Consider the following 12631-nt stretch of genomic DNA (forward strand, 5'->3'; position numbering starts at 1 on the left):
ACCCCCCCCCCCCCGCTCCCCCCCCCCCCCCCCCCCCCCCCCCCCCCCCCCCCCCCCCCCCCCCCCCCCCCCCCCCCCCGCGGTGGGTAGGGGTGGTGTGGTGTTACGGCGCCATCTCGTACGCGCCGGACAGCGCCTCGACGCGCTCCCAGACCCGGGCCGAGCGGGCCTCGTCGACGACCGGGCGGCGGACCGCGCCCAGCGCCCAGAGCTGCTGCTGCTCGGTGGCGGAGTCCTTGCCGTGCAGTTCGACGGCGTGGGCGGAGAAGTCACGGACGAGGACGGCGAACAGCTCGTCCAGCACGTCCTGGTCGAGGCCGGTGAGGCCCGCCTGCTCCAGGATCAACTGGCCGTGCACGACGAGCGCGAAGAGCTGGCCCACGGCGAGCAGGAGGTCGAGGTCGCGGCTCTGCTCCTCGTCGGGCGCGGCCGTCGTGACGAACTCGCACAGGGCGTCGGCCTGCTCACGGAAGCGGGCGACGTTGGGCAGGTGGGCGTACGCGTCGAAGGCGGGACGCCAGTCGTGGAAGCGTACCGAGCCCAGGCCGCGCGCCGGGCCCTGACGGAACAGGAAGTCGTCGTCGGCCGCGTCGAGGCGGGTGGGGACGGGCTCGTACTCGGCCGGGTTCAGCAGGTGGTTGTGCATGAACTTGAGGATCAGGGCGAGGTTGACGTGGACCGTGCCCTCCAGCTTCGGCAGGCCCCGGATCTCGATCGCCGCCTGCGCGAAGTAGTTGTCCTTCTCGAAGCCCTTGGCGGCGATGACGTCCCACATCAGGTCGATGACCTTCTCGCCCTCCGTGGTCACCTTCATCTTCGTCATCGGGTTGAAGAGGAGGTAGCGGCGGTCGTCGGGGCCGGCGGAACGGAAGTAGTCCACGGCACGGTCACTGAACAGCTTCATGCCGACGAGGCGGACGTAGGCGTCGGTCAGCTCGCGGCGCACGTGCGGGAAGGCGGTGACGGGGCGGCCGTAGAGGATGCGGTTGTGGGCGTGGGTGACGGCCTCGTACATCGCGTGCTCGCAGATGCCGATGGAGGCGGTGCAGAGGTTGAACTTGCCGACGTTGACGGTGTTGAGGGCGGCGTCGAAGGCGGCACGGCCGGTGTGCAGGACGTCCTCGGGGGCGACGGGGTAGTCCTCCAGGCGGAACTCGCTGACGTACTTGGAGGAGTCGACGACGTTCTTGACGAGGTGGTACGCCGGGTGGCGGCTGTCGGCCGCGAAGAAGACGTAACCGTCCGGGCCCTCGACGTCGGTGCGGCGGCCGAAGACGGAGACCAGCCCGGCGGCGTTGCCGTTGCCGATGTAGTACTTGGAGCCGGTGGCGCGGAAGCCGCCGGCACCGTCACTGTCCGGCTCCAGCAGCATGTCGGTGGAGTAGATGTCGGCGCCGTGGGCCTTCTCGGAGAGGCCGAAGGCGAACACCTCCCCCTCGGTGAGGAGTTCGGCCGCACGGGCGCGTGCGGCGGCGTTGTCGCTCTGCCAGACGGGGCCGAGGCCGAGGATGGTGACCTGCCAGGCGTACCAGTAGTCGAGCCCGTAGAAACCGAAGATCTCGTTGAGTGCCGCGATCCGGGCCGTGTCCCAGCGCTTGTCCTGCTGCCCGCCGGTCTGCTCCCCGGCGGCGGAGGCGGGGGTGAGGAAGGTCGCGAACAGGCCCTCCTTGGCGGCGAAGTCGAGGAAGTCCGCGAGCCAGGCGCGGGAGCGGTAGTCCTCGATGAGCTTGCGCTTGCCGCGCGCCTCGAACCAGTCGACGGTGGCGCGCAGCAGCCGGCGCGTCTCGGGGTCGAAGTGCGCCGGGTCGTAGGTGCGCGGGTTGAACAGCAGCGGGTCGGCCATGGGTGTCCGCCTTTCCGGAGAGGGGTGTGCGTGAGGGTGGTTCAGCGTTCGGCAGCGAGCCGGCGGAGGGTGTCGAGTACGTCGTCGAGCCAGGCGAGCGTCATCCGCTCGTACGCGATGCCGCCGCGCAGCACCACGTGCTGGAGCTCGCGCCCCGCGTCGGGCGGTCCGGGGGCGTGCGGTGCCTCCGGTCCGGTGAAGTCCCGCCGCTCCCCCGCGAGGTAGTGCGCGAGCCGCTCGGTGTGGACCCGCCGGTACCGCTCGACCTCGCGGATGAGGGCGGCCGGGTCGTCGAAGGCCGCGCCACGGATCTTCACGGCGAGGTCGTGCCGGACGCTCTCGGGTTCGATCGGCTCGTGCAGCCACGCGGAGAGTGCGGCCCGCCCGAGGGGGGCGACGGAGTACTCCTTCTTGTCCGGGCGGCCCTGCTGCGGGACCTCGCGGACGTCGATCCAGCCGTCGCTCTCCATGCGCTTGAGCACGCGGTAGATCTGCTGGTGGGTGGCGGTCCAGAAGTAGCCGATGGACCGCTCGAAGCGCCGGGCCAGCTCGTAGCCGGAGCCCGGTTTCTCCAGCAGGGACACGAGGATCGCGTGGTCGAGCGCCATGCCCCCGATCCTTCTATGCAACTTGTTGCATAGACAAGCGCCACAGGCCGGGTGAGACGCGGCTCACCCCGCTCGCCACCGGGGACGGCAGTGCGGCACGACCGTGAACGCCGACGGCCGGCGAGCCGTACCTTCCACGGCGGCCCGGGCTCGCGAGCCGGGCGCCGCCGGGTCATGGGCTCCGTACGGAAGGACCTCGGGTGTCGATCGGAACGTCTCGTCCGCTCCCGCGCGTGGCGGTGTCGCGCGTCGTGGTGTCGCGCGTGGCCACGGGGCTGGCCGCCGTGCTGGTGGCCGGTGCGCTGCTGCTGCCGAACCGGCTGGAGCGCCTCTCGCCCGGCGCGTTCGCGCGCATACCGGTGGAGGCGATAGCCGGGGCCGCGCTGCTGCTCCTACTGCGGCCCGGGGCCAGGCGGGTGGTGGCGGTGGCGGCCGGTGTGCTCCTGGGGGTACTGACGCTCCTGAACGTCCTCGACATGGGCTTCCACTCCGTGCTCGCGAGGCCCTTCGACCCCGTGCTCGACTGGGTCCTCTTCGACGACGCCGAGGCGTTCCTGCGCGACTCCATCGGCGGGGCCGGCGCGACCGCGGCCGTGATCGGCGCCGGGCTCCTCGTCGTCGTGCTGCTCGTGCTCATGGCCCTGTCGGTCGTCCGGCTGAGCCACGTCGTGGTGCGGCACAGCGCCGTGACGGTCCCGACGACCCTGGTCGCCGGGACCGTCTGGGTCCTGTGCGCGGCGCTCGGCGTGCAGGTCTCGGGCGCGGCGGTCGCCTCCGGGAGCGCGGCGGACGTCGTGCGGAGCCGGGTGCAGCAGGTGCGCGCCGGGATGGCGGACCGGGAGGCGTTCGCCGAGGAGTCCGCCGTGGACGCCTTCCGCGACACGCCGGGCGACCGGCTGCTGACCGGGCTGCGCGGCAAGGACGTGCTGTTCGTCTTCATCGAGAGCTACGGCCGCAACGCGATCGAGGACCCGGAGACGGCGCCGGAGGTCGGCGCGGTGCTCGCGGACGGCTCCCGCCGGCTGCGCGCCGCGGGGTTCTCCTCCCGGAGCGCGTTCCTCACCTCCCCCACGACGGGCGGCGGGAGCTGGCTGGCGCACTCCACCTTCGCGTCGGGGCTGTGGATCGACAACCAGCGGCGCTACCGCGACCTCACCTCCAGCGACCGCCTCACCCTCACCAGCGCCTTCCGGCGGGCGGGCGCCTGGCGGACCGTCGGCATCATGCCGGGCGTCACCCGGGCCTGGCCGGAGGGGCGGTTCTACGGCCTGGACCACGTCCACGACTCACGCCACCTCGGGTACCAGGGCCCCAAGTTCAGTTGGACGCCCGTGCCCGACCAGTACAGCCTGGCGGCGTTCGAGCGCCTGGAGCACGGCAAGGCGGGCCGCGACCCCCTGATGGCCGAGATCATCCTCACGTCCAGCCACAACCCGTGGGCGCCCATCCCCACCATGCTCGGCTGGGACGAGATCGGTGACGGCTCGGTCTACGAGAGGGTCAAGGAGGCGGGCAAGGACCCCAAGGAGGTGTGGAAGGACCCCGCCCGGGTGCGCACCGAGTACCGGCGCTCGATCGAGTACTCGCTGAACAGCCTCATCTCGTACGTGGAGACGTACGGCGACGACGACACCGTGCTGGTCTTCCTCGGCGACCACCAGCCGGTGCCGACCGTCACCCGGGACCGCCACGGCCGGGACGTTCCGGTCACGGTCGTCGCCCGGGACCCCGCCGTGCTGGACCGGATCTCCGGCTGGGGCTGGCAGGAGGGGCTGAAGCCCGGCCCGGACGCCCCGGTGTGGCGGATGGACGCCTTCCGGGACCGCTTCCTGACCGCCTACGGCCCGCGGTGAGCCACCGTGGGAGTGCGGTGGCTCACCGCCTGCCGGACCCGGACGCGCCACAGCCACCGGACGTCCCGGCCGAAGGACCAGACGAGCAGCGCCAGGGCCACCGCGACCGCCGCGTACGCGGGTACGCGCGGAAGGAGGCCCGCGCCCGCCACCAGGAGGACGACGCCCTGCACGGCGGCCACCGTCTTGCGGGCCATGCTCGGCGGCAACGGCCCGTTCAGCCACGGCAGGAACCGGGCGGCCGCGACGAAGACGTACCGCATGGCGCCGATCGCGAGGACCCAGGGGCCCATCGCCCCGGCCACGTGGACGCTCAGTACCAGGATGAGGAAGGCGTCGACCTCCATGTCGAAGCGCGCCCCGAACGCGCTCGCCGTCCCGGTGCGCCGGGCCACCCGCCCGTCGACCGCGTCGAGGGCCAGCGCCACCGCGGTGAGCCCGGCGAGGACCAGGACCGGGGGCCGGCCCACGAAGAGCTCGGCGACCAGCGCCGTCACCCCGCCGACGAGCGTCGTCCGGGCCAGGGTGACCGCGTTGGCGGGGCCGAAGGGCGCAGGACCGGGCCACGACCGGCACAGGGCGCGGGTGAGCACGGCCCAGGTGGCGACCGTGAACGCCAGCCCGGTCAGCCATCCCACGGGCCCCAGTCCCGTCACCGCGCCGAGCAGGAGCAGCAGCACGAGCTGCGCGGCCGCGCCGAGCGCGGGCTCCGGGCGCAACGGACGTGCCGCGGGACGCGCCTGGAGACGTGCGTCGAGACGTGCGTCGGACATGTCGCCCACGGACACGGGAACCCCTCCGGATCAGTGACAGAGTCAAGGGCCGCCGCCCCCTGCCGTGCGCGCGGCCTCGTCACCCTCACAACGTGCACCGACACCCCAGCGTTCAACAGGAGATGCCGATGAACCGCACCGCGCTCGCCTTCTGGCTCCGCTCCCCCGGCCACGGCGAGATACGCGATGTGACACTGCCCGTCCCGACCGCCGACGACGTCGTCGTACGCACCCTCTTCTCCGGCGTGAGCCGGGGGACGGAGAGCCTCGTCTTCCGCGGCGGCGTCCCGGAGAGCCAGCACCGCGCGATGCGGGCGCCGTTCCAGGACGGCGAGTTCCCCGGGCCCGTCAAGTACGGGTACCTCAACGTCGGTCTGGTCGAGGAAGGCCCGCCGCACCTGGCCGGCCGTACCGTCTTCTGCCTCTACCCGCACCAGACCCGGTACGTCGTCCCGGCCGGCGCCGTGACGCCGGTGCCGGACTCCGTGCCCGCCGCGCGGGCGGTGCTGGCCGGGACGGTGGAGACGGCGGTGAACGCCCTGTGGGACGCGGCGCCGCTGGTCGGCGACCGGATCGCGGTCGTGGGGGCGGGGATGATCGGCTGCTCGGTCGCCGCGCTGCTCGCCCGCTTCCCCGGCGTGCGCGTCCAGCTCGTCGACGCCGACCCGGCCCGGGCCCACGTCGCCGCCGCGCTGGGCGTGGACTTCGCGCTGCCCGGGGACGCGCTGGACGGCTGTGACCTGGCCGTCCACGCGAGCGCCACGGAGGCCGGCCTCGTACGCTCCCTGGAACTCCTCGCCCCCGAGGGGACGGTGCTGGAGCTGAGCTGGTACGGGGACCGGCGGGTCAGCCTGCCGCTGGGCGAGGCGTTCCACTCCGGCCGTCTGGTCGTGCGCGGCAGCCAGGTGGGGCGGGTGTCGGAGGTCCGGCGCTCCCGGCGGACCTTCGCCGACCGGCTCGCGCTCTCGCTCGACCTGCTCGCCGACCCCGTCTTCGACGCCCTGGTGACGGGCGAGTGCGCCTTTACGGAACTGCCGTCGGTGCTGCGCGACATCGCGGGCGGTGACCTGCCCGGACTCTGCCACCGGGTGCGGTACGACGGGGCCTGAACGCGCCGGGCCCGCGGGCCGTACTGATCAGCGGGGGCCGCGACCGGCCCCACAGGAGACGTACCGACGGACCGGGAGGTCACAGCCGTTGTTCAGTGTCACAGTCCGCGAGCACCTCATGATCGCCCACAGTTTCCGGGGGGAGGTGTTCGGGCCCGCGCAGCGTCTGCACGGGGCGACGTACCTCGTGGACGCCACCTTCCGCCGCGCCGAGCTGGACGCCGACAACATCGTCGTCGACATCGGGCTGGCCACGAAGGAACTGGGCGCTGTGGTGGCCGAGTTCAACTACCGCAACCTGGACGAGGAGCCGGAGTTCGCGGGCGTCAACACCTCGACGGAGTACCTGGCGAAGGTCATCGCCGACCGGCTGGCCGACCGGGTGCACGCCGGGGCGCTGGGCCAGGGCGCGCGCGGGCTCGCCGGCATCACGGTCACCCTGCACGAGTCGCACATCGCCTGGGCGAGCTACGAGCGGCCCCTGTGACCCCCGGGGTGGCCACGCCCGCGCGGTCGGTACGGATGGTGATGCCCGGCGGCGTGGACGACCCGGCCGCGCCGAGCGGCGGCAACGTCTACGACCGCCGGGTGTGCCGGGACCTGCCGGGCCTCGGCTGGCGGGTCCACGAACACGTCGTGGCGGGCGACTGGCCCCGGCCCGGGGCCGCCGCGCGCACGGAACTGGCCCGGGTCCTGGCCGGGTCGGCGGACGGCGACCTGGTCCTGCTGGACGGGCTCGTCGGCTGCGGTGTGCCCGACGTCGTCGTCCCCGAGGCCGGCCGGCTGCGCCTGGCGGTGCTGGTGCACCTGCCGCTGGGCGACGAGACGGGGCTCGCCCCGGAGCGGGCGGCGGTGCTGGACGCGGCCGAGCGCCGGACGCTGCGGGCGGCGGGCGCGGTCGTCGCGACCAGTCACTGGGCGGCGGGCAGGCTCGTGGAGCACCACGGGCTCGCCCCGGAGCGGGTCCATGTCGCCGTGCCGGGCGCCGACATCGGGCCGCTGGCGCCCGGCGGTGGGGCGGGCGATGAGCCGGGCGGTGGCCCGCGCCTGCTGTGCGTCGCCTCGGTGACCCCGCGCAAGGGGCAGTACGAGCTGGTGGAGGCCCTCGCGACGGTGGCGGATCTGCCGTGGAGCTGCGTGCTCGTGGGCGGCCTGGGCCAGGACCCCGGCTACGTGGCGCGGCTGCGCCAACTGATCGCCCGGCACGGCCTCGACGACCGCGTCCACGTGGCGGGCCCACGGGGCGGGCCGGCGCTCAACGCGAGCTACGCCGGTGCCGACCTCCTGGTGCTCGCCTCGCGCGCCGAGACGTACGGCATGGCCGTGACCGAGGCGCTGGCGCGCGGCGTCCCCGTTGTGGCGACGGCCGTCGGCGGGCTCCCGGAGGCGGTCGGGCGGGCGCCCGACGGCAGCGTGCCGGGCGTCCTCGTACCGCCGGACGACCCGGCGGCGCTCGCCGGGGCGCTGCGGCGCTGGCTGGGCGAGCCCGGCGAGCGGCACCGCGCGAAGGTGGCCGCGCGGCGGCGGCGTACCGCGCTCGCCGGCTGGGAGACGACCACCCGGAGCCTGGCCAGTGCACTGGAACAGCTCCGGCGCGAGCCCGGGGAGGCGGCATGAGCAGCGTCACGGCAACCCCGGGAGACGGCATGAGCAAGGTGACGGCAACCCCGGGAGACGGCATGAACGTGAATGGCGGGCCCGGCTACGCCCCGGAGTGGCTGGCGCTGCGCGAGGCCGCCGACGCCGCCGCCCGCGCGCCGGAACTCCTCGGCCCGCTGCGGTCGTACCTGGCCGGGCGGACACAGCCGGGCGCCGTACTGGTGATCCGCGACCTGGGCTGCGGCACAGGGTCGATGGGGCGCTGGCTGACGCCCCGGCTGGCGGGCCCGCAGCACTGGGTGCTCCACGACCACGACGCGCGTCTGCTGGGGCTGGCCGCCGAGCGGCTGCCACGTACCGGCGGCGACGGCGCACGCGTCACGGTGACGACCCGGCAGGAGGACGTCGCGCGGCTCACCGCGGGCGAGCTCGCCGGTACCGGGCTGGTGACGGCGTCCGCCCTGCTGGACCTGCTCACGCGCGAGGAGGTGGACCGGCTGGCGGCCGCCTGTGCGGGGGCCGGCTGCCCGGTGCTGCTGGCCCTGTCGGTGGTGGGGCGGGTGGAGCTGACCCCGGCCGACCCGCTGGACGGCGCGATCGGCAGCGCGTTCAACGACCACCAGCGCCGCCTGGACCACGGCCGCCGGCTCCTTGGGCCCGACGCGGTCGCGGCGGCCCGCGAACTCTTCGCCGGCCACGGCATGACGGTCCGGGTGCGGCCGAGCCCCTGGCGGCTCGGCGCCGACGAGTCGGCGCTGACGGCCGAGTGGCTGCGGGGCTGGGTGGGCGCGGCCCGTGAGCAGCGGCCGGACCTGGCGCCCCGTGCCACCGCGTATCTGCGGCGCCGTCTGGAGGCGTGCGAGGCGGGCGAGTTGCGGGTGGTGGTGCATCACAGCGATGTGCTGGCCCTGCCGGGACAGGTGGGTGACGCGTCGTGATCGCACGCGTGGTGCGCGGGCGCCTGGGGACGGTGGCGGGTGCGGCCGTCCTCGGGGCGGTGGTGTGGTGGCAGGGCGGCGGTGCCTTCGTGGCCGGGCTGCGCGGCGTCGACGTGTCCACCGTGGTGGCGGCGTTGGGCATCGGCCTGTTCACGACCGTGCTGAGCGCGTGGCGTTGGTGCCTGGTGGCCCGCGCCCTGGGCGTCCGGCTGCCGTTCGGCCGGGCGGTCGCCGACTACTACCGCGCGTTGTTCCTCAACGCGGCGCTGCCCGGCGGTGTCCTCGGTGACGTACACCGCGCGGTACGGCACGGGCGCGCCGAGGGCGACGTCGGCCGGGGGGTGCGCGCGGTGGTCCTGGAGCGGGTCGCGGGCCAGGTGGTGCTGGTCGCGGCCGGTGTGGTGCTGCTGTGCGCGCATCCCTCGCCGCTTCCGGCGGAGGCGGGCCGGGCCGTCACCACCGCGGTGGCGGTCGTGGCGGTCGTGCTGGTCGCGGTGGTCGCCGTGCGGCGGCGCGGCAGGCGGGGTGCCCCGGCGGACGCCCCGCTCGCCGTCGCCCGGCGGGCGCCGCGGACGCCGGCGGGGTGGGACCCGGCGAGCTGGGCCGGGGTTCTGGGGGCGTCCGTCGCCGCGCTGGCGGGGTACCTCGGCATGTTCCTCCTGGCCGCGCGTGCCGCCGGATCGACGGCGCCGGCCGGCGAGTTGCTGCCGTTGATGGTGCTGGCACTGCTCGCCATGGCTCTGCCGCTGAACGTCGGCGGCTGGGGGCCTCGGGAGGGTGTCACCGCGTGGGCCTTCGGCGCGGCGGGCCTGGGCGCGGCCCAGGGGCTGACCGTCGCCGTGGTGTACGGGCTACTTTGCCTCGCCGCGAGCCTGCCCGGTGCCGGTGTGCTCGTGGTGCAGTGGCTCGCCGGGGCGCGGCGGCCGCAGGTCGAGCTCGAAGAGGGTGTCCTCGCCGAGGACGGTGCGCCGCGTCGGCGGGCGGAGCGCGTCGCGCATCAGCGCCGGGCCCGGGAAGCCGAGTCCGGGCACGCCGTCGCCGAGCAGGACGGGGGCCACGGTGACGTAGAGGCGGTGCAGCGCGCCCTCGTGGAGGAAGCGCGACACGGTGACACCGCCGCCCTCCACGAGCACCCGGCCCAGGCCGCGGCGCGCCAGTTCCCGCACCACGTTCCGGGGGGCGAACGCCGCGCGGTCGGGCAGCGTCAGCACGTCGACGCCGTCCGGCTGCCGGGCCGCCCGCCCGCGCACGCCGTCCGCGCCCACCACCCACAGGGTGGGCGCCGCACCGTCGGTGAACACCTGGTGCCCCTGTGGGACGCGGCCGCGCGGGTCCAGGACGACGCGCACCGGGTTGTCGCCCGGGCAGGCGCGGACGGTCAGTCGCGGGTCGTCCGCGACGGCGGTGCCGGCGCCGACGACGACCGCGTCGGCGAGGGCGCGCAGGCGGTGCAGGTGCTCCCGGTCCTCCTCGCCGGTGACGTAGTCGGCGTCACCGGTGCGGCTGGCGATGAAGCCGTCCAGGCTCTGGCCCAACTGCGCGAAGGTGACGTGCGGCCCGGCCAGACACAACGGCAGGTAGCGGTCGGCCAGGGCGTCCGCCTCGGGCGAGCCGTCCCGCCACCGTGCCCGGCCGTCCGCGCCGCGCACGAGCCCGGCGGCCTCGGCGTCCGCGACGGACCGGATGGCGCGCAGCCGCTGCCACGCCTCGGCGGGGCCGATCCCGTGACCGCCCTTCACCGCACGCCCCGCCCGGAGTCGGGGGCCGGCAGGGAAAGGTATGCGGTGAATGAGTCGACCAGGGCGGCCAGCAATTGTCTTCCTTTCTCGGCCGACGCCTTCGAAGGGCGGCCGATCACTCCGGATTCCGTATAGGCCCGCATACCGAGCGACAGCAAATGCTGACGTTCGTCGGCGATCCAGTCGGAGGTCTCATAACCGGTCCGGACCAGTTCCGGATGGTCGTGCAGCAGGATGGAGGTCTCCACTTCGCCCGCATGCATATCGCTGTACGACGGCGTCAGCACACCAGCCCTTTCCCTCGCGGCTTCCCAGTCGGCAGGCCCGGGGAACAGGGCCATTCGCGTGCCACTTCCGGCCGATTCCTGAACCACATTGCGCAGCACATAGTTCCCGCCGTGCCCATTGACCAGAACCAGGTTTTCGATACCGGAGCGGCGCAGCGATCCGGCGATGTCCCGGACGAGGGCGTAAAGGGTCGCGGCGGAAATGCTGACGGTGCCCGGCCAGTCGGCATGCTCGTGCGAGCAGGAGATCGTCACTGGTGGGAGCAGGTGTACGGGGTGTACGGCGGCGACCTCGCGGGCGATCGCGCAGGCGATGACCGTGTCGGTCATCAGGGGGAGAAACGGACCATGCTGCTCGAAACTCCCTATCGGAAGAAGAGCCACCTCGGCCCGACTGTCCGCCACATCCCGTGTTGTCGTGTCCAGCGGCAGCATACCCAATGCCGGTATCCGCGGTCGCGGCACTCCACTCATCTTCCCCGCCCCTTTCCTCTCGTCAGTTTCCCACCCACTGCCGGAGGTTACCCGATACGATCGCGCCATGATAGACACCGATGACGTACTCCGTGACACCACTCGCCGAACGGGCATCGAGCACGTGGTGAATGTGCGGTTGTCCACCGAGTTCGGCGAATTTCTCGCCGCCGGCTATCTGGACCACGACCGGGGCGAGGAGCAAATAGCGTTGGTGTACGGCGATATCAACGCCGACGACGTCCTCACCCGCCTCCATTCCGAGTGCCTGACCGGGGACGCCTTCCGGTCCCGGCACTGCGAGTGCGGGGAGCAGCTCTCCGCCGCGCTGCGCGCCATCGTGAGCGAGGGGCGGGGCGTCCTGGTCTACCTGCGCGGCCACGAGGGCCGGGGCATCGGCCTGTTGGCCAAGCTGCGCGCGATGCGGTTGCAGGCCGAGGGGCTGGACACGGTCGAGGCGAACCTGGCGCTCGGGCTGCCGGACGACGCCCGGGACTACCGGGCGGCGGCGGGGGTCCTGCACGACCTCGGCGTGCGGTCCGTGAGGCTGCTGTCCAACAACCCGCGCAAGCACGACGCGTTGGAACGCCATGGCATCGCGATCAGCGAGCGGGTGCCGCTGCTGATCCCGCCGCGTGACGAGAACCTCTTCTACCAGTGGACGAAGCGGGAACGCCTCGGTCACCACCTGCCGCATCTGCCCGGATGAGACAAGCTCGCTCGCGTTGCGTATTGCCTGACGACGGAACACCACGGATGGCATGTACCGCGCGAGGAGCACCACCGTGCACGATGACGACAGCATCATGAAGTCCTTCCAGCGGGTGCTGGACGACCTGGACGCCGCACGCGCCGAACTCCAGGGGTTCGGTCCCCAGGGGTTCGGTCCCCAGGGGTTCGGTCCCCGCGACGGGCGCGGCGGCGCCCCGCCGCACGTGACCGTCGAACCGTTGTGGGCGCGCGACGCGCCGCACGGCACCACCCCACCGGCGGACGCCCGGCCGGCCGGGACGCCGTTCCGGCGGGGGCGCTGGGCCGGGGTGGGGGTGTGCGGGGCGGGCGCGGTGGGGGGTCTGCTCGTGGTGTCCTCGGTGCTGGCCAACGGCACCCTGGGCCCCGGTGGGCCGGGCGGGTCCGGCACGTCCACGCGGCCGGACCGGCCGGCGCACCAGGACGTCCAGGGGCCCCAGGGTGCCGGCGGCGCCGAACGCGAGGTGCCGAGGCGTACGTACCGCATCCCGCAACCGCACACCGGCGGTTGGTCGCACGGCCACCACGCCATCGAGGTCCGGGCCGTCGCGGCCCGGTTCCAAAACCCAACGGCCGGACCCCGATGACGCCGGCGCCGAACACAACGGCCGCGGCGCACGTACTGGTCCAGCAAGCAGGCCGGAACGGGCGCGAGACT

General features: G+C 74.0%; 12 protein-coding genes and 1 pseudogene. 8 read left to right on the top strand and 5 right to left on the bottom strand.

Annotated elements, in window-relative coordinates:
• Nucleotides 1-103 precede the first annotated feature (103 nt).
• Entirely contained in the window at nt 104-1843 is a 1740-nt protein-coding gene (locus ACZ46W_RS00020) for an acyl-CoA dehydrogenase family protein (protein ID WP_468328772.1), read from the bottom strand.
• 41 nt (nt 1844-1884) lie between these two features.
• On the bottom strand, nt 1885-2451 hold the full coding sequence (locus tag ACZ46W_RS00025; protein WP_468328775.1) for a PadR family transcriptional regulator: 567 nt from the start codon (nt 2449-2451) through the stop codon (nt 1885-1887).
• A gap of 233 nt (nt 2452-2684) precedes the next feature.
• Between ACZ46W_RS00025 and ACZ46W_RS00030 the strand changes: the two genes are divergently transcribed.
• Nucleotides 2685-4304 carry an alkaline phosphatase family protein gene (locus ACZ46W_RS00030; RefSeq protein WP_468328778.1) on the top strand — a complete coding sequence of 540 codons (1620 nt, stop codon included), beginning with the start codon at nt 2685-2687 and terminating at the stop codon, nt 4302-4304.
• Here ACZ46W_RS00030 and ACZ46W_RS00035 read toward each other — a convergent pair.
• Nucleotides 4289-5077: a CDP-alcohol phosphatidyltransferase family protein gene (locus tag ACZ46W_RS00035; RefSeq protein ID WP_468328781.1), complete on the bottom strand. Its 789-nt coding sequence runs from the start codon at nt 5075-5077 to the stop codon at nt 4289-4291. The genes ACZ46W_RS00030 and ACZ46W_RS00035 overlap by 16 nt on opposite strands.
• A gap of 128 nt (nt 5078-5205) precedes the next feature.
• On the opposite strand from ACZ46W_RS00035, the gene ACZ46W_RS00040 reads away from it, so the two are divergent.
• The 5 genes and pseudogenes from ACZ46W_RS00040 to ACZ46W_RS00060 form a co-directional block, all read left to right on the top strand.
• Entirely contained in the window at nt 5206-6186 is a 981-nt protein-coding gene (locus tag ACZ46W_RS00040; protein ID WP_468328784.1) for a zinc-dependent alcohol dehydrogenase, read from the top strand.
• Nucleotides 6187-6274: 88 nt separating this feature from the next.
• Complete coding sequence (locus ACZ46W_RS00045; protein WP_468328787.1) at nt 6275-6673, top strand: 6-pyruvoyl trahydropterin synthase family protein; 399 nt, start codon at nt 6275-6277, stop codon at nt 6671-6673.
• 35 nt (nt 6674-6708) lie between these two features.
• Entirely contained in the window at nt 6709-7803 is a 1095-nt protein-coding gene (locus ACZ46W_RS00050; RefSeq protein WP_468332295.1) for a glycosyltransferase family 4 protein, read from the top strand.
• 62 nt (nt 7804-7865) lie between these two features.
• Complete coding sequence (locus tag ACZ46W_RS00055; RefSeq protein ID WP_468332298.1) at nt 7866-8723, top strand: class I SAM-dependent methyltransferase; 858 nt, start codon at nt 7866-7868, stop codon at nt 8721-8723.
• An 89-nt stretch (nt 8724-8812) separates the two neighbouring features.
• Nucleotides 8813-9526: pseudogene (locus tag ACZ46W_RS00060) on the top strand (lysylphosphatidylglycerol synthase transmembrane domain-containing protein); the annotation flags it as partial.
• Between the two features lie 48 nt (nt 9527-9574).
• On the opposite strand, the gene ACZ46W_RS00065 reads toward ACZ46W_RS00060, so the two are convergent.
• The gene (locus ACZ46W_RS00065) at nt 9575-10462 is read right to left on the bottom strand and encodes a RibD family protein (RefSeq protein WP_468328790.1); all 888 of its coding nucleotides are present in this window, start codon (nt 10460-10462) and stop codon (nt 9575-9577) included.
• The gene (locus ACZ46W_RS00070) at nt 10459-11223 is read right to left on the bottom strand and encodes a creatininase family protein (protein ID WP_468328793.1); all 765 of its coding nucleotides are present in this window, start codon (nt 11221-11223) and stop codon (nt 10459-10461) included. The genes ACZ46W_RS00065 and ACZ46W_RS00070 overlap by 4 nt, the downstream gene beginning before the upstream one ends.
• A gap of 67 nt (nt 11224-11290) precedes the next feature.
• Between ACZ46W_RS00070 and ribA the strand changes: the two genes are divergently transcribed.
• On the top strand, nt 11291-11932 hold the full coding sequence (ribA, locus tag ACZ46W_RS00075; RefSeq protein ID WP_468328796.1) for a GTP cyclohydrolase II: 642 nt from the start codon (nt 11291-11293) through the stop codon (nt 11930-11932).
• A gap of 76 nt (nt 11933-12008) precedes the next feature.
• Complete coding sequence (locus ACZ46W_RS00080; RefSeq protein WP_468328799.1) at nt 12009-12560, top strand: hypothetical protein; 552 nt, start codon at nt 12009-12011, stop codon at nt 12558-12560.
• The last annotated feature ends 71 nt before the right edge of the window (nt 12561-12631 follow it).

This window comes from Streptomyces sp. NPDC031064, from assembly GCF_055570965.1.